A 17,197-nucleotide genomic window follows, 5' to 3' on the forward strand; every position below is an offset into this window, starting at 1 on the left:
GCGTCCAACGTTATTCGCCTCACCGCGGCGCCCATTCCACGCCGGCGCCGCACACCTGTCTTCCGACTTTACCCCTGGTGCCTATGGAAATCTTCGGAGTCCCCCTGCAAGCCCTGATGTCCCAGCTGCTGCTGGGGCTGGTCAACGGCTCCTTCTACGCGATGCTCTCGCTCGGCCTGGCCGTCATCTTCGGCCTGCTGAACGTCATCAACTTTTCCCACGGCGCCCTGTACATGATGGGCGCCTTCATCGCCTTCATCGGCGTCAATCATTACGAGCTGAACTACTGGATGATGCTGGTGCTGGCGCCGCTCGTCGTCGGCGCCTTCGGCATCGCGGTCGAAAAGACCATGCTGCGCTGGCTGTATAAACTCGACCATTTGTATGGGCTGCTGCTTACCTTCGGCATCACGCTGCTGCTCGAAGGCGTGTTCCGCTCCTTCTTCGGCGTCTCGGGCCAGACCCTGGACGTACCGGAACAGCTGACCGGCGCCACCGACCTCGGCTTCATGATCCTGCCGAACTACCGCGCCTGGGTCGTCGCCGCCTCGCTGGTGGTTTGCCTCGGCACCTGGTTCGTGATCGAGAAGACCCGCCTCGGCGCCTACCTGCGCGCCGGTACCGAGAACCCGAAACTGGTCGAAGCCTTCGGCATCAACGTGCCGCGCATGGTCACGCTGACCTACGGCTTCGGCGTCGCGCTGGCAGGTCTTGCCGGCGTGCTGGCCGCACCGGTGATCAACGTCACGCCGCTGATGGGCTCGAACCTGATCATCGTCGTCTTCGCCGTGGTCGTGATCGGCGGCATGGGCTCGATCCTCGGCTCCATCATCACCGGCCTGATGCTGGGCGTGATCGAGGGCCTGACCCGCGTGTTCTATCCGGAAGGCTCGGAAGTCGTCGTGTTCGTCGTCATGGTCATTGTGCTGCTGCTGCGCCCGGCCGGCCTGTTCGGGAAGGAGAAGTAAGCATGAACAAGAAAATCCTGTACGCGATTGCCCTCGCCGTGGCGCTGGCGGCGCCGTTCTTCGGCTACCCGGTGTTCCTGATGAAGCTGCTGTGCTTCGCGCTGTTCGCCTGTGCTTTCAATTTGCTGATCGGCTTTACCGGGCTGCTGTCGTTTGGCCACGCCGCCTTCTTCGGCAGCGCCGGCTACGTGACTGGCCACCTGCTGGCGAATGTCGGCCTGTCGCCCGAGCTCGGCATTTTGGCAGGCGTCGCGGCCAGCGCGGCGCTGGGGCTGGTCATCGGTTCGCTGGCGATCCGCCGCCAGGGCATCTATTTTTCGATGATCACCCTGGCGCTGGCGCAGATGGTGTACTTCGCCGCGCTGCGCAGCCCCTATACCCATGGCGAGGATGGCCTGCAGGGCGTGCCGCGCGGACGCCTGTTCGGCCTGATCGATCTGTCGAGCGACCTGACCCTCTACTACGTGGTGCTGGCGATCTTCGTGCTCGGCTTCGCCCTGATCGTGCGCACCGTGCATTCGCCTTTTGGCCAGGTGCTGAAAGCCATCAAGGAAAACGAGCCGCGCGCTATTTCGCTCGGTTATGACGCCGACCGCTACAAGCTGCTGGCCTTTGTGCTGTCGGCTGCATTGACGGGTCTTGCCGGCGCCACCAAGACCGTGGTGCTCGGCTTCGAAACCCTGACCGACGTGCACTGGACCATGTCCGGCCTGGTCGTGCTGATGACCCTGGTTGGCGGCATGGGCACGATGGCCGGCCCGATCATCGGCACCTTCATCATCGTGGCGCTGGAAAACAAGCTGGGCGAAGTCGGCACGGCGCTGGCCGAGATGACGGGCATCGAATGGTTCTCGTCGCTGGGCGAATCGGTGGGCATGGTGACCGGTCTGATCTTCATCGTCTGCGTGCTGCTGTTCCGGCGCGGGATCGTCGGCGAGATCGGCGCGCTGTTCGAGCGCCGCGCGCGCGCCAAGCCGGTCGCGCCTGCGCCAGGTGTCGTCAACCCAGACAGGGAAATCGCATGAAAGAAACCTCGCAGATCCTCAGCGTGAACGGCCTGCGCATGCATGTGATGAGTGCAGGGGAAGGGCCGGCCGTGCTGCTGATGCACGGCTTTCCGGACACCCACCTGGTCTGGCGCAAGCAGGTCGGGCCGCTGGTGAACGCCGGCTACCGCGTGATCGTGCCCGACATGCGCGGCTATGGCCAGACCGATGCGCCGGGAACGGTGTCGGCCTACCGCACACGGTATATCTGCGACGACATGCTGGCCCTGCTGGATGTGATGGGTGTGCAGAAGGCACGGCTGGTCGGGCATGACTGGGGCGCGCTGATCGGCTGGCTGCTGTGCATGCGCGCGCCGGAACGCTTCGAGCAGTACGTGGCCTTGTCGGTCGGGCACCCGGCAGCGTTTGCGCGGGCCGGCATCATGCAGCGCCTGCGCAGCAGCTACATGCTGTGGTTCATGCTGCCTTTCCTGGCCGAGACCTCGCTGAGCTTCAACGACTTCCAGCCGATGCGCAGGTTCACCAAGGAACCGACCCAGTACGATGTGTGGCGCCGCAGCCTCCGCGAGCCTGGCCGCCTGACGGCTGCCCTGAATTACTACCGTGCGAATGTGCCGCGCATGATGCTGCCGGGCGGGAAAGCCGATCCGGTGTCGGTGCCTGTGATGGGGGTGTGGAGCAGCCGCGACGCGGCGCTTACCGAAGAGCAGATGCGCGACTCGGCGCAATTTGCGCAAGCCGGTTTCCGTTACGAGCGCATCGATGGCGCCGACCACTGGCTGCAATTGACGGCGGCCGATCGCCTGAATGCGCTGCTGCTCGATTTCTTTGCAACCGTGCCTCGGCCATCCATGGCTGCCGCCTCCAGCTAATTTTTGCTGCGTAATCCCTACAGCGCAGCGGCGTAGATCGCCCGCGCATCCGCGCGCGTCAGGGTGCGCGGATTATTCCCCAACAGGCGGGTCTGGAGCATGGCGTCATCCGCCAGCCGGTCAAGGTCGCTTTCATTGATTCCCACTTGTTGCAGCGTGGTCTGGATGCCCGTGATGCGGGCCGTCTGCTGCATCGCCGCGACCAGGGCTTCGGTGCGTGCTTCCGCGCTGCCGCTGGCCTGCGGTACGGCAATCGCCGCCAGCTCGGCATACAGCGGCGCCGCTTCCGGTGCGTTGAAACGCAGCACATGCGGCAGCACCAGCGAGTTCGACAAGCCATGCGGCACATGGAAGATGCCGCCTACCGGATAAGCCAGTGCATGCACCGCCGCCACCGGTGCATTCGAGAACGCCTGGCCGGCCAGGCAGGCGCCGAGCAGCATCGCTTGCCGCGCTTCGAGGCGGCTGCCGTTTTCGCAGGCAGAAATCAGGTTCGTCGACAAGAGCTCGAGCGCCTGGCGCGCCAGCGTATCCGACATCGGATTCTTCTTGTGCTTGCTGGTATAGGCCTCGATCGCGTGGACCATGGCGTCGATGCCGGTGGCGGCAGTGACCATCGGCGGCAAGCCCAAAGTCAGCGTCGCATCCAGCACGGCGAGGTCGGCGTAGAGCTGGGGCGCGACCACGCCCATCTTGGTGGTGGCGCCGGTGGTGACGATGGCGATGTTGGTCACTTCCGAACCGGTGCCGGCGGTGGTCGGCACCTGGACCAGCGGAAGGCGTGAGCCGCTGACCTTGCCGATGCCGTAGATGTCGGCGAGCTGGTGTTCGCCGGTGGCCAGGATGGCGATCAGCTTGGCGACGTCCATCGAACTGCCGCCGCCCAGGCCGATGACCAGGTCGCTGTCCTTCTCCTGGGCGAAGCGGACTGCCTCCCTCACTACATCTTCGGGCGGATCGGCGACCACGCCGGAAAAGACGCTGACCGTGAAACCGTGGCGCTGCAAATCGAGGCAGGGCAGCTCTGCCAGCCGGGTGCGCAGGAAGCCAGGATCGGTGACGACCAGGGCGCGGCGCGCATTGGGAAAACGTTCGCGGACGATCTGGCCGAGGCGGGCGGCGGCCCCGGTCTCGGAAAGGATGCTGGCAACGGTGCTGAAGGCAAAGTCGGTCATGGTCTCATCCCAGGTGTTGTTTGCCGATTAGCTTACACCAGAATGGCTGGGTCGCGGCGATGGGGCAAGGGCCTGAGGACCCTGCACTGACTGGCAAATCATGCGTACAATTTCGCCTTTCCAAGTTTTGAAAGCGGTAGATGATTGACTTCGTATGGCTGGGCGGCGCAGCCTTCCTGGCGGGGCTGGTGGATGCGGTGGTCGGCGGTGGCGGGCTGATCCAGGTGCCGGCGATCTTTTCCGTGTTGCCGAAGGAAGTGCCGGCAACCCTGCTCGGCACCAACAAGCTGGCCAGCATTTTCGGCACGGGCGCGGCGGCAGTGAAATATGCCCAGCGTGTGCGGGTGGCATGGAGCGCCGCAGCACCGGCGGCCCTGGCGGCGTTTGCCCTGTCGTTCGTCGGCGCCTGGACCGTGACCCGTGTGCCCGGCGACTTCGTACGCAGCCTGCTGCCCTTGATCCTGCTGGCGGTGGCCATCTACACATTCCGCAAGAAAGACCTGGGTTCGGTCCATGCACCTGTGCACAGCGGATCGGCCGAGCGTTGGTGGGCAATTGGCATGGGCGCGGCCATCGGGTTTTATGACGGCTTCTTTGGACCAGGAACGGGCAGCTTCCTGATCTTCCTGTATGTGCGCTTCTTCGGCTTCGACTTCCTCAGCGCTTCGGCGGCGGCGAAGATCGTAAATGTCGCGTGCAATTTGTCGGCGCTGATGTGGTTCGGTTACAGCGGTCACATCTTGTGGCAGCTTGGCTTGCTGATGGCGCTGTGCCAAATCGCCGGTTCGCTGGTCGGAACGAAGCTGGCAATCCAGCATGGCAGTGCGTTTGTGCGCAAGCTGTTCCTGGTCGTGGTCTCGGTACTGATCGTCAAGACTGGCTTCGATGCGATTGTCAGGTGGTTTAACTAAGGCTTGTTGGGTTGTTTCACGTGGAACAAAGCCGGCTCAGCCGGCTTTTTTACGTCTCAGTCACCCGATTGTTTCACGTGGAACGTCGTTATCAACTTCTCACGATGTGTTCCACGTGAAACAAAAACGGCTGTGTTTTTTGGTCGAGCTGAGTCTGCGTAAAGAAAAGCTCCTATAATCCGCTTCTATACTCCGCGTCTACGCGCAACTTAGTCCTTTGCTTCACACATCCCATCATGCTATTTCCAACTGAATTCGACGTGATCGTCGTCGGCGGCGGCCATGCCGGCACCGAGGCTGCGCTCGCGTCTGCGCGCACGGGGCAGAAGACGCTGCTCCTTACCCACAACATCGAGACCCTCGGTCAGATGTCCTGCAACCCTTCGATCGGCGGCATCGGCAAGGGCCACCTGGTCAAGGAAGTCGATGCCCTGGGCGGCGCGATGGCCATCGCCACCGACGAGTCCGGCATCCAGTTCCGCATCCTGAACTCCTCGAAAGGCCCGGCCGTGCGTGCCACGCGCGCCCAGGCCGACCGCATCCTGTACAAGGCGGCGATCCGTTCGCGCCTGGAAAACCAGCCAAACCTGTGGCTGTTCCAGCACGCCGTCGACGACCTGATGGTGGAAGGCGACCGCGTGGTCGGCGCCGTTACCCAGATTGGCCTGCAGTTCCGCGCCCGTGCCGTGGTGCTGACGGCCGGTACTTTCCTGGACGGGAAGATCCACGTTGGCCTGCAAAATTATTCGGCTGGCCGCGCCGGCGACCCGCCTGCACTGTCGCTCTCCGCGCGCCTGAAAGAACTCAAGCTGCCGCAAGGCCGCCTGAAAACCGGCACGCCGCCCCGCATCGACGGCCGCAGCATCGATTTCTCGGTGCTGGCCGAACAGCCGGGCGACCTCGATCCGGTACCGGTGTTTTCGTACATGGGCAACGCCGCCATGCACCCGCGCCAGGTGCCGTGCTGGGTGACGCATACGAATGCGCAAACCCACGACATCATTCGCAACGGCCTGGACCGCAGCCCGATGTACACCGGCGTTATCGAAGGCGTCGGGCCGCGTTACTGCCCGTCGATCGAAGACAAGATCCACCGCTTCGCGTCGAAGGAATCGCACCAGATTTTCCTGGAACCGGAAGGCCTGACGACGCACGAGTTCTATCCGAACGGGATCTCGACCAGCCTGCCGTTCGACGTGCAGCTGGCCCTGGTGCGCTCGATGAAGGGCATGGAAAACGCCTTCATTTTGAGACCGGGCTACGCCATCGAATACGATTATTTCGACCCGCGCGGCCTGAGATCGACGCTCGAAACCCGTTCCATCAAGGGCCTGTTCTTCGCCGGCCAGATAAACGGTACCACCGGCTACGAAGAAGCAGCGGCGCAAGGATTGCTGGCTGGCTTGAATGCAGCCCTGCAAACCAAGGGCGAAGAGACGTGGACCCCAGGCCGCTCCGAAGCCTACCTCGGGGTGCTGGTCGACGACCTCACCACCCAGGGCGTAGCCGAGCCTTACCGCATGTTCACCAGCCGTGCCGAATACCGTCTGTCGCTGCGTGAAGACAATGCCGACATGCGCCTGACCGAGATCGGCCGCAAGCTGGGCGTGGTCGGCGACGCACAGTGGGAAGCCTTCGAGAAGAAGCGCGAATCGGTAGCGCGCGAGCTGGAACGCCTGCGTTCGACCTGGGTCAACCCGCGCATCCTGGCTGCAAGCGAAGCCGAGCGCGTGGTAGGGCAGGCGCTCGAACGCGAGTACAACCTGGCCGATCTGCTGCGCCGTCCGAACGTCGCATACGACACGCTGATGAGCATGAATGGCCTGGAAGGCCAGGCGCTTGCTGGTCCTGGCGTGGAAGATCCTGCGGTCAAGGAACAGGTGGAAATCCAGCTGAAATATGCGGGCTACATCGACCGCCAGGCGCGCGAAGTCGAGCGTCACGACTACTACGAAAACCTGAAATTGCCGGACAACCTGGATTACCTGGAGATCGCGGCCCTGTCGATCGAGGTGCGCCAGAAGCTCGATAAACAGCGTCCGGAAACCCTGGGCCAGGCTTCGCGCATCTCCGGCGTGACCCCGGCGGCGATTTCCCTGCTGCTGGTGCACCTGAAAAAACGCGGTGCCAAAGGCTTTACCAGTGCCCCAACTGCCAACGAGGAGGCTGCCCAATGAGGGGTTTTGACCGCGAAAAACTGAGCGAAGTGCTGAACGACGGCATCGAGGCCATGGATTTGCCGCTCTGGGCCGCCCAGCGCGAGCAACTCATGGATTACCTGGCCCTGATGGCCAAGTGGAACGGTGTGTACAACCTGACCTCGCTGCGCGACCCGATGCAGATGGTGACCCATCATTTGCTCGATTCGCTGGCGGCGGTGTCGGCCTTCGAGGGCGCGAAAAACGTGCTCGACGTCGGGGCAGGGGGCGGGTTGCCGGGCATCGTGCTGGCCATTGCCCGGCCAGACATGAACGTGTCCCTGATCGACACCGTGCACAAGAAAACCGCCTTCCTCACCCAGGTGAAGGCCGAGCTGGGCCTGAAAAACGTGAACGTGTACACCATGAAGGTGCAGGAGCTGAAAGCCGGGCCTTTCGACGTGATTACTTCGCGCGCTTTTGCCGACCTGTCGGATTTCGTCAACTGGTCCGGACACCTGCTGGCAGAGGGCGGCAGATTCATCGCCTTGAAAGGCACGGCGCCGGCGGACGAACAGGAGCGGCTGCCAGGCGAATGGAAGATACAGGAATTGAGACCGATCAAAGTGCCAAAAGTGGAAGCGGAGCGTCACCTGGTTTTCATCGAAAAAACAGACTCTATCAATTAACAATGTAAACGGTTTATATCGTTTAAACTGAATAAATCGTTTATACGGTTTAAACGGAATGAACGATATAGTCCGATTAAGTAGCGTTCGAAAGAATAGATGGCAAAGATATTTTGCGTAGCAAACCAGAAGGGCGGCGTCGGCAAGACGACCACCAGCGTCAACCTGGCGGCAGGCCTGGCCAAGCTTGAGCAGCGCGTGCTGCTGGTCGACCTCGACCCCCAGGGCAATGCCACCATGGGAGCAGGCATCAACAAGGCAACGCTGGAAGCTTCCACGTATCACGTGCTGCTGGGCGAGGCCGACGTAACGGAAGCGCGCGTGCGCTCGGAAGCAGGGCGCTTCGACGTGCTGCCCGCCAACCGTGACCTGGCCGGCGCCGAAGTGGAGATGGTGCAACTCGACAGCCGCGAGCGCCGCCTGAAGAATGCGCTGGCCAAGGTGGATGGCGACTACGACTTCATCCTGGTCGACTGCCCGCCCGCCTTGTCGATGCTGACCCTGAACGGCCTGTGCGCCGCGCATGGCGTCATCATCCCGATGCAGTGCGAGTACTACGCGCTCGAAGGCCTGTCGGACCTGGTCAACACCATCAAGAAGGTGCACGCCAACCTGAATACGGACCTGAAGATCATCGGCCTGCTGCGTGTGATGTTCGATCCGCGCATGACGCTGTCGCAGCAGGTGTCGGCCCAACTCGAACAGCACTTCGGTGGCAAGGTTTTTAAAACCATCATCCCGCGCAACGTGCGCCTGGCCGAAGCGCCGTCCTATGGCATCCCGGGCGTGACCTTCGACCCGTCGTCGAAAGGCGCACAGGCGTATATCGCGTTCGGGGCCGAAATGGTCGAGCGCATCAAGACCATGTAAGCGGAGACATCTATAAATGGCTACAAAGAAATTCAAAGGCCTCGGCCGCGGTCTCGATGCTTTGCTCGGCGGCGACCTCGATGCGGTGCCGGCCCCGGCGCACGCACCGTCCTCGCTCGCCATCGCGCAGCTGCAAGCGGGCAAATACCAGCCACGTACCCGGATGGACGAGGGGGCCTTGCAGGAGCTGGCCGCGTCGATCAAGACCCAGGGGGTGATGCAGCCGGTGCTGGTGCGTCCGGTCGATGGCGGTCGCTACGAGATCATCGCCGGCGAACGCCGCTTCCGCGCGGCGCAGCTGGCCGGGCTCGACGAGATCCCGGTGCTGGTGCGCGAAGTCGACGACCAGGCGGCCGCGGCAATGGCGCTGATCGAGAACATGCAGCGCGAGGACTTGAATCCGCTGGAAGAAGCGCAGGGCATCGCGCGCCTGATTTCGGATTTCAATTTCACGCATGAGCAGGCGGCGGGCGCCGTGGGCCGTTCGCGCAGTGCGGTGTCGAACCTGCTGCGCCTGGTGAACCTGGCCGGGCCGGTACAGACCATGCTGATGGCAGGGGATATCGACATGGGGCATGCGCGCGCGCTGCTGTCTGTGGATAACGCCAGCCAGATCGCGCTGGCCACGCAGGTGGTGGCCAAGCGCCTGTCGGTGCGCGAGACCGAGAAGCTGGTGGCGCGTGCGATCGAGGAACTCGACGCACCGGCGTCGGCCGCGCGCCAGAAGGAAAAGTCGGGCGATATCGTGCGGCTGGAGGAAGAGCTGTCGGACAAGCTGGCGACGCCGGTCGCATTCAAGATGGGGCCGAAAGGGAAGGGGCAGATGATCATCGACTTCTCGAACCTGGATGTGCTCGAAGGTGTATTGGCCCGCCTGCGCGCGTGATCCATCAATGGCGCGGAGACGCGCACGACGTTTCTGAAGTTGTTGACCGGGATGACGGTAGGGTGGGCGCTCCGTGCCCACGCGTGACATATGAACATCGTTGGCCCGATTCCGGCGCTAACACGCAGCGCACTTCACGCGCGGGCACAGAGTGCCCACCCTACGATATCCACCACCCCGGCATCAACAACTGTCGCGCATATCCAACAATTGTTGAACGCGTGGACGGGAAACCCGTCCACCCTACGTTGCCAACTATAGCGGTATCGCGAACTCGGGCCGACTGGCGCTGAATGGGCGGTCAGCAAGCCCACCAGTACCCCATTCTCCCCGGGTAAATCCCCCTGCGGCGGCCCGATCCGGCATCTGCATTCCGCCCCGCGAACTGCACGTAAAACCTGCCGATCTATCAAGATTTATGTGACATTTCAAGCCCTTGCACGCTACTACCGCACAGCTGGAATCGTTTGACTCAGATACATGAACGAACATATAATCCCGCTGATTCATGTAATTACCACACCGTAACTCGGTTCAAACGGCCAAGGCAGAAGAATAAAAATGTTGCGCCTGGTCTCCCTGCAATTGATCGCAACAGCTGTCGCCGGCCTCGTCGCCGCACTGCTGGGGGGATGGCCTGCGATGTTTTCGGCGGTACTCGGTGGAATCTGTTGTGTTGTGCCCAACGGCATCATGGCGCTGCGCTTGTTCGCCGCCGCACACCAGCCGGGCGGGACCAACCCGTTCACGTTTTTCATCTGGGAATTTATAAAGATTGCATTAACGCTTGCCCTGCTGGCGGCAACTGCGTGGCTGTACCGTGACCTGAACTGGCTGGCGCTCCTCGCCGGGTTCATCGTGGCGCTGAAAAGTTACATATTCTTATTATTTAGGCACTGATATGACGACAACCGTAGAAGGCGCAGCACACCACGCGCCCACCGCAGGCGAGTACATCAAGCACCACCTGGCGCACCTGTCGAGTTCGCACCAGAATGGCCCGGTCGACTTTTCCGTCTTCCACTACGACACCATGTTCTGGTCGGTCCTGATGGGCGCGATCGGCTGCCTGATCATGTGGTCGGCCGCGCGCCGCGCCACTTCGGGCGTGCCGGGCCGCTTCCAGGCTGCCGTCGAGATCCTGTTCGAAATGGTCGACAACCAGGCCAAGACCATCATCCATGGCGACCGCAGCTTCATTGCCCCGGCCGCGCTGACCGTGTTCGTCTGGGTCGCCCTGATGAACTCGCTGGACTTCCTGCCGGTCGACTTGTTCTCGGCAGCCTTCGGCTTCTTCGGCGTCGAGCATCTGTTCCCTTACCACCGCGTCGTGCCAACCGCCGACCTGAACGGTACCGTGGGTATTTCGCTGGGCGTACTGGTCCTGATGCTGTACTACGGCATCAAGATCAAGGGCCTGGGCGGCTGGCTCCACGAGTTGTTCGCAGCGCCGTTCGGCATCTGGCTGGCGCCGTTCAACCTGCTCCTGAACATCATCGAATACGCAGCAAAAATGGTGTCGCTCGGTATGCGACTGTTCGGCAACATGTTTGCCGGCGAGCTGCTGTTCCTCTTGATCGCCTTGCTGGGCTCGACCGCTACCGTCTTCGGCTTCGCAGGTCAGGTCATCGCTGGTTCGATCTGGGCAATCTTCCACATCCTGATCGTTTTCCTGCAGGCATTCATCTTCATGATGCTGACGCTGGTGTACCTCGGTCAGGCCCACGAAGGCCACTGATCGGCGCCGCAAGCATCGAACAGATCGTAGTAGTACCGAAGTAGTAGTTTTTAATTTAGCTTTTCATTTAACTTTTTGGAGTAATCATGACTGACGCATCTTTTGTTGCACTGGCTTGCGGTTTAATCATCGGCCTCGGCGCTATCGGCGCATGTATCGGTATCGCTATCATGGGCGGTAAATACCTGGAAGCCTCGGCACGTCAGCCAGAACTGATGAACACCCTGCAAACCAAGATGTTCCTGCTGGCCGGCCTGATCGACGCGGCATTCCTGATCGGCGTTGGTATCGCCATGCTGTTCGCTTACGCCAATCCGTTCAGCGGCTAAGCAGCAAAGCATCTCGGGTTTTGAATGGCCGAACCATCGCGGTTCGGCATCCGTTTTTGTGAGAAGGAAAATACAGTGAACCTTAACGCAACCCTGTTTGCCCAGTTCGCCGTCTTCTTCATCCTGGCGCTGTTCACGATGAAGTTCGTGTGGCCGCCGCTGATGAAGGCACTCGACGAGCGCGCCGAGCGGATCGCCAACGGTCTGGCAGCTGCCGACCGCGGCAAGGCCGACCTGGCCGCCGCCGAAAAGCGCGTGCAATCGGAACTGGCTGGCGCCCGTGACGAAGGCCAGAAGCGCATCGCCGACGCCGAAAAGCGCGCCGCGCTGATCATCGACGAAGCCAAGAAGACCGCCGCTGAAGAAGCCGCCCGCATCGTTGCCAACGCAAAAGCCGACGCCGAGCAGCAAGTGACGCGCGTGCGCGAAGAACTGCGCGGCCAGGTCGCTGCGCTGGCAGTCCAGGGCGCCGAGCAGATCCTGAAGCGTGAAGTGAACGCAGAAGCGCACGCCGCCCTGCTGTCGCAACTGTCGGCCGAGCTGTAATCATGGCTGAACTCGCAACCGTCGCCCGTCCCTACGCCGAAGCGCTGTTCCGCGTTGCCCAATCGGGCAACATGGCAGCCTGGTCCGACCTGGTGTCCGAACTGGCCCAGATCGGCGCCAATTCTGATGTGCAGGCGTTTGCCGCCAATCCGAAACTGACCGCAACCGACCTGGTCGCTACGCTGACCTCGCTGGTGAAGTCGCCGGTGACCCCGGAGGCGTCGAACTTCCTGGCGATGCTGGCCGAAAACGGCCGCATCAGCCTGCTGCCGCAGATCGGCGCGCAGTTCCAGGAACTGAAGAACGCGCAGGCAGGTGCTGCCGACGCGACCATCTTCAGCGCCTTCGAGCTGACCGACGCGCAAACCGCGCAGCTGGTCGGTACGCTGGAAAAGAAATTCGGCCGCAAGCTCAACCCAACGGTGACCGTCGATTCGTCGCTGATCGGTGGTGTGCGCGTGGTGGTCGGCGATGAAGTGCTCGATACCTCGGTACGCGCCAAGCTGCAACAGATGCATGTTGCGCTGGTGTCGTAATCCGGACTTCGCACACGTCGCCGCATCCACGTCCTTGCCCTACGCATCAAGAAACTATTAGGAGTTAGCACTCATGCAACTTAATTCATCTGAAATCAGCGAACTGATCAAGAGCCGCATCCAGGGCCTCGAAGGTTCGGCTGACGTTCGCAATCAAGGCACGGTGATCTCCGTCGCCGACGGTATCTGCCGCATCCATGGTCTGTCGGACGTGATGCAGGGCGAGATGCTGGAATTCCCGGGCAACACCTTCGGTCTGGCGATGAACCTCGAGCGCGACTCGGTCGGCTCGGTCATCCTGGGCTCGTACGAGCACATCTCGGAAGGCGACACCGTCAAGACCACCGGCCGCATCCTGGAAGTGCCGATCGGTCCTGAACTGCGTGGCCGCGTGGTCAACGCACTGGGCCAGCCGATCGACGGCAAGGGTCCGATCGACGCCAAGCTGACCGCCCCGATCGAAAAGATCGCTCCTGGCGTCATCGCCCGTGAATCCGTGTCGCAGCCTATGCAGACCGGCATCAAGTCGATCGACGCGATGGTGCCGATCGGCCGTGGCCAGCGCGAGCTGATCATCGGCGACCGCCAGACCGGTAAATCGGCTGTTGCAGTCGACGCGATCATCAACCAGAAAGGCCAGAACGTCACCTGCGTGTACGTTGCAATCGGCCAGAAGGCATCGACCATCAAGAACATCGTGCGTTCGCTGGAACAGCACGGCGCGATGGAATACACGATTGTCGTCGCCGCATCGGCGTCGGAATCGGCAGCCATGCAATACATCTCGGCCTACTCGGGCTGCGCGATGGGCGAATACTTCCGCGACCGCGGCGAAGACGCGCTGATCGTGTACGACGATCTGTCGAAGCAGGCAGTCGCTTACCGTCAAATCTCCCTGCTGCTGCGCCGCCCACCAGGCCGCGAAGCCTACCCAGGCGACGTGTTCTACCTGCACAGCCGTCTGCTCGAGCGCGCAGCACGCGTGAACGCCGACTACGTGTCGAAGTTCACCGACGGCGCCGTGACCGGCAAGACCGGCTCGCTGACCGCACTGCCGATCATCGAAACCCAGGCGGGCGACGTCTCGGCCTTCGTGCCGACCAACGTGATTTCGATTACCGACGGCCAGATCTTCCTGGAGACCTCGCTGTTCAACGCCGGTATCCGTCCTGCGATCAACGCCGGTATCTCGGTCTCGCGCGTCGGTGGCGCTGCTCAGACCAAGGTCATCAAGAACCTGTCGGGCGGTATCCGTACCGACCTGGCGCAGTACCGTGAACTGGCTGCGTTCGCGCAGTTCGCATCGGACCTGGACGAATCGACCCGCAAGCAGCTGGACCGCGGTGCACGCGTGACCGAACTGCTGAAGCAGCCGCAGTTCTCGCCGCTGCCGGTGTCGCTGATGGCCGCATCGCTGTACGCCGTCAACAAGGGCTACTTCGACGATATCGAAGTCAAGCAAGTGCTGGCTTTCGAAAGTGGCCTGCACGGCTACCTGAAGACCAAGCAGCCTGCGCTCCTGTCGAAGATCGAAGAAACCAAGCAACTGGACAAGGACGCCGATGCAGCACTCGCGGCCGCCATTGCTGATTTCAAAAAGTCCGGCGCATTTTAATAAGTGAAATGAACGATCCAGCATGGCTTCCGCAGGAATGCCATGCTGGTGACCGGAAGGAGTAAGGACTCATGGCAGTAGGCAAAGAGATTCGTGGCAAGATCAAGAGCGTAGAGAATACGAAGAAGATCACCAAGGCGATGGAAATGGTCGCCGCATCGAAAATGCGCAAGGCGCAGGACCGTATGCGCGCCGCCCGTCCCTACAGTGAGAAAGTTCGGAACATCACCGCCAATCTGGCCGGCGCAAATCCGGAGTACACCCACGTGTTCATGGCGCAAGCCAAGCACGTGCAGGCAAAAGCTGTCGGCTTCATCGTCGTCACGACCGATAAAGGTCTGTGCGGCGGCATGAACACCAACATCCTGCGCCAGGTGACGCAGAAGTCGCGCGAACTGGAAGCGGCGGGCAACCGCATCGAGGCAGTTGCCATCGGCAACAAGGGCCTGGGCTTCCTGAACCGCGTGGGCGTCAAGCTGGTGTCGTCGGCTACCCAGATCGGCGATACGCCGCACCTGGACAAGCTGATCGGCCCGATCAAGGTCATGCTCGACGCATACCAGGACGGCCAGCTGGACGCGGTTTACCTGTGCTACACCAAATTCATCAACACGATGAAGCAGGAACCGGTCGTCGAGCAGCTGCTCCCGTTGCCGTCCAAGCACCTGGAACAGGAAAAGGGCGCCATCTCGTGGGATTACATCTACGAGCCGGAAGCGCAGGTCGTGATCGACGAACTGCTGGTGCGTTATGTCGAGGCCCTGGTGTACCAGGCTGTCGCCGAAAACCTGGCGTCCGAGCAATCGGCACGCATGGTGGCGATGAAGGCCGCAAGCGACAACGCAGGCAGCGTCATCGGCGAACTGAAGCTGGTCTACAACAAGACCCGCCAGGCAGCGATTACCAAAGAACTCTCCGAGATCGTCGCCGGCGCGGCCGCGGTCTAAAACACGAATTTAACTATATCTGAAGGAACGAACATGGCTGATGGCAAAATCGTTCAGTGTATCGGCGCAGTGGTCGACGTGGAATTCCCGCGTAACGCCATGCCGAAGGTCTACGACGCACTGAAAATGGAAGGCTCCGCACTGACCCTGGAAGTGCAGCAGCAGCTGGGTGACGGCATCGTCCGTACCATTGCGCTGGGCTCCTCGGAAGGCCTGCGTCGCGGCATGATCATCCAGAACACCGGCAACCCGATCATGGTTCCGGTTGGCGTCGCCACCCTGGGCCGCATCATGGACGTGCTGGGTAACCCGATCGACGAATGCGGCCCTGTCAGCAGCGAGCGCACCGCCTCGATCCACCGCTCGGCGCCTGTGTACGACGAACTGTCGCCATCGACCGACCTGCTGGAAACCGGCATCAAGGTCATCGACCTGGTCTGCCCGTTCGCCAAAGGCGGTAAAGTCGGCCTGTTCGGCGGCGCCGGTGTCGGCAAGACCGTCAACATGATGGAACTGATCAACAACATCGCTAAAGCGCACTCGGGCCTGTCCGTGTTCGCCGGTGTTGGCGAGCGTACCCGTGAAGGCAACGACTTCTACCACGAGATGGCGGATGCAAAAGTCGTCGACCTGGAAAATCCGGAAAACTCGAAGGTCGCGATGGTTTACGGCCAGATGAACGAACCGCCAGGCAACCGTCTGCGCGTCGCGCTGACCGGCCTGACCATGGCCGAAGCCTTCCGTGACGAAGGCAAGGACGTGCTGTTCTTCGTCGACAACATCTACCGCTACACCCTGGCCGGTACCGAAGTCTCGGCACTGCTGGGCCGTATGCCGTCGGCAGTGGGCTACCAGCCTACCCTGGCCGAAGAGATGGGCCGCCTGCAAGAGCGCATCACCTCGACCAAGACCGGTTCGATCACCTCGATCCAGGCCGTCTATGTCCCTGCGGATGACTTGACCGACCCATCGCCAGCGACCACCTTCGCCCACCTGGATTCGACCGTCGTTCTGTCGCGTGACATCGCCTCGCTGGGTATCTACCCTGCGGTCGACCCACTCGATTCGACCTCGCGCCAGCTGGACCCGCTCGTCGTCGGCCAGGAACACTACGAGACCGCGCGCGCTGTTCAGGGCACCCTGCAGCGTTACAAGGAACTGCGCGACATCATCGCGATCCTGGGCATGGACGAACTGGCGCCGGAAGACAAGCTGACCGTGGCACGCGCACGTAAGATGCAGCGTTTCCTGTCGCAGCCTTTCCACGTCGCTGAAGTGTTCACCGGCGCACCGGGCAAGTACGTTTCGCTGAAAGACACGATCAAGGGCTTCAAGATGATCGCATCGGGCGAACTGGACCACATGCCGGAGCAGGCGTTCTATATGGTCGGCACCATCGAAGAAGCAATCGAAAAAGCCAAGAAACTGGCTTCCTAATCGGTTTCTTCAACCTGAAGGACACACATGGCAAACATTTTTCACGTTGACGTGGTCTCGGCCGAAGAGCAGATCTTCTCCGGCGAAGCGACTTTCGTCGCGTTGCCGGGTGAAGCGGGCGAGCTGGGTATCTACCCGAAGCACACGCCGCTGATCACGCGGATCCGTCCGGGCGCCGTGCGCATCCAGACGACCGCGGGCAATGAAGAGTTCGTCTTCGTCGCCGGCGGCATCCTCGAGGTGCAGCCGAACGGCGTGACCGTGCTGGCCGACACCGCGATCCGCGGCGGCGACCTGGACGAAGCGAAAGCCCAGGAAGCCAAGCGCCAGGCCGAAGAACTGATGCAGAACCAGGACTCGACGATCGACTACGCGAAAGCGCAGTCGGAACTCGCGGCTGCCATTGCGCAGCTGGCAGCGATCCATAGGCTGCGCTCGAAGGGCCGTTAAGCCTTTCTGGTGGTAGCAAACAAGAGGCAGCCTTCGGGCTAATGCCGTTCAGTTAAGGTCCTTCTTCAGGACGCGGACGGTAT

The 17,197-nt window shown here is 61.7% G+C and carries 18 protein-coding genes; 17 read left to right on the forward strand and 1 reads right to left on the reverse strand.

Annotation, left to right across the window (positions count from 1 at the left end; translation table 11 throughout):
- The first annotated feature begins 83 nt into the window (after positions 1–83).
- The 3 genes from QWL29_RS21080 to QWL29_RS21090 are packed head-to-tail and all read left to right on the forward strand — an operon-like array spanning position 84 to position 2,847.
- The gene (locus QWL29_RS21080) at positions 84–968 is read left to right on the forward strand and encodes a branched-chain amino acid ABC transporter permease (protein WP_305824842.1); all 885 of its coding nucleotides are present in this window, start codon (positions 84–86) and stop codon (positions 966–968) included.
- Positions 969–970: 2 nt separating this feature from the next.
- A complete protein-coding gene (locus tag QWL29_RS21085) occupies positions 971–1,993 on the forward strand; it encodes a branched-chain amino acid ABC transporter permease (RefSeq protein WP_305824843.1) in 1,023 nt (340 codons plus the stop codon).
- Positions 1,990–2,847, forward strand: a complete 858-nt coding sequence (locus tag QWL29_RS21090) for an alpha/beta fold hydrolase (protein WP_305824844.1) — start codon at positions 1,990–1,992, stop codon at positions 2,845–2,847. The genes QWL29_RS21085 and QWL29_RS21090 overlap by 4 nt, the downstream gene beginning before the upstream one ends.
- 17 nt (positions 2,848–2,864) lie before the next feature.
- On the opposite strand, the gene QWL29_RS21095 is transcribed toward QWL29_RS21090, so the two are convergent.
- Positions 2,865–4,022: an iron-containing alcohol dehydrogenase gene (locus QWL29_RS21095; RefSeq protein WP_305824845.1), complete on the reverse strand. Its 1,158-nt coding sequence runs from the start codon at positions 4,020–4,022 to the stop codon at positions 2,865–2,867.
- Between the two features lie 140 nt (positions 4,023–4,162).
- On the opposite strand from QWL29_RS21095, the gene QWL29_RS21100 reads away from it, so the two are divergent.
- The 14 genes from QWL29_RS21100 (at position 4,163) to QWL29_RS21165 (ending at position 17,114) form a co-directional block, all read left to right on the forward strand.
- On the forward strand, positions 4,163–4,933 hold the full coding sequence (locus QWL29_RS21100; RefSeq protein ID WP_305824846.1) for a sulfite exporter TauE/SafE family protein: 771 nt from the start codon (positions 4,163–4,165) through the stop codon (positions 4,931–4,933).
- Between the two features lie 236 nt (positions 4,934–5,169).
- Complete coding sequence (gene mnmG, locus QWL29_RS21105) at positions 5,170–7,110, forward strand: tRNA uridine-5-carboxymethylaminomethyl(34) synthesis enzyme MnmG (RefSeq protein ID WP_305824847.1); 1,941 nt, start codon at positions 5,170–5,172, stop codon at positions 7,108–7,110.
- Positions 7,107–7,760, forward strand: coding sequence for a 16S rRNA (guanine(527)-N(7))-methyltransferase RsmG (gene rsmG, locus QWL29_RS21110; RefSeq protein ID WP_305824848.1), 654 nt, complete (start codon positions 7,107–7,109; stop codon positions 7,758–7,760). Before mnmG ends, rsmG begins: the two co-directional genes overlap by 4 nt.
- 99 nt (positions 7,761–7,859) lie before the next feature.
- The gene (locus QWL29_RS21115) at positions 7,860–8,630 is read left to right on the forward strand and encodes a ParA family protein (protein ID WP_305824849.1); all 771 of its coding nucleotides are present in this window, start codon (positions 7,860–7,862) and stop codon (positions 8,628–8,630) included.
- 16 nt (positions 8,631–8,646) lie between these two features.
- Positions 8,647–9,516, forward strand: a complete 870-nt coding sequence (locus QWL29_RS21120) for a ParB/RepB/Spo0J family partition protein (RefSeq protein ID WP_305824850.1) — start codon at positions 8,647–8,649, stop codon at positions 9,514–9,516.
- Between the two features lie 561 nt (positions 9,517–10,077).
- On the forward strand, positions 10,078–10,416 hold the full coding sequence (locus QWL29_RS21125) for an ATP synthase subunit I (protein ID WP_229436230.1): 339 nt from the start codon (positions 10,078–10,080) through the stop codon (positions 10,414–10,416).
- Position 10,417: 1 nt separating this feature from the next.
- Positions 10,418–11,254 (forward strand): F0F1 ATP synthase subunit A, encoded by an 837-nt coding sequence (gene atpB, locus QWL29_RS21130; protein ID WP_305824851.1) that lies wholly within the window; start codon positions 10,418–10,420, stop codon positions 11,252–11,254.
- An 86-nt stretch (positions 11,255–11,340) separates the two neighbouring features.
- Positions 11,341–11,583, forward strand: a complete 243-nt coding sequence (gene atpE / locus QWL29_RS21135) for a F0F1 ATP synthase subunit C (protein ID WP_229436226.1) — start codon at positions 11,341–11,343, stop codon at positions 11,581–11,583.
- Between the two features lie 75 nt (positions 11,584–11,658).
- Positions 11,659–12,129 carry a F0F1 ATP synthase subunit B gene (locus QWL29_RS21140; protein WP_305824852.1) on the forward strand — a complete coding sequence of 157 codons (471 nt, stop codon included), beginning with the start codon at positions 11,659–11,661 and terminating at the stop codon, positions 12,127–12,129.
- Positions 12,130–12,131: 2 nt separating this feature from the next.
- On the forward strand, positions 12,132–12,665 hold the full coding sequence (locus QWL29_RS21145; protein ID WP_305824853.1) for a F0F1 ATP synthase subunit delta: 534 nt from the start codon (positions 12,132–12,134) through the stop codon (positions 12,663–12,665).
- A gap of 73 nt (positions 12,666–12,738) precedes the next feature.
- Positions 12,739–14,280: a F0F1 ATP synthase subunit alpha gene (atpA, locus tag QWL29_RS21150; RefSeq protein ID WP_229436222.1), complete on the forward strand. Its 1,542-nt coding sequence runs from the start codon at positions 12,739–12,741 to the stop codon at positions 14,278–14,280.
- Positions 14,281–14,351: 71 nt separating this feature from the next.
- Entirely contained in the window at positions 14,352–15,227 is an 876-nt protein-coding gene (atpG, locus tag QWL29_RS21155; protein WP_305824854.1) for a F0F1 ATP synthase subunit gamma, read from the forward strand.
- Positions 15,228–15,260: 33 nt separating this feature from the next.
- On the forward strand, positions 15,261–16,664 hold the full coding sequence (atpD, locus tag QWL29_RS21160; protein ID WP_305824855.1) for a F0F1 ATP synthase subunit beta: 1,404 nt from the start codon (positions 15,261–15,263) through the stop codon (positions 16,662–16,664).
- A 27-nt stretch (positions 16,665–16,691) separates the two neighbouring features.
- Positions 16,692–17,114, forward strand: a complete 423-nt coding sequence (locus QWL29_RS21165; RefSeq protein ID WP_305824856.1) for a F0F1 ATP synthase subunit epsilon — start codon at positions 16,692–16,694, stop codon at positions 17,112–17,114.
- Positions 17,115–17,197: the final 83 nt, after the last annotated feature.

The organism is Massilia brevitalea, from assembly GCF_030711405.1.
GTDB lineage: Bacteria > Pseudomonadota > Gammaproteobacteria > Burkholderiales > Burkholderiaceae_D > Telluria > Telluria brevitalea.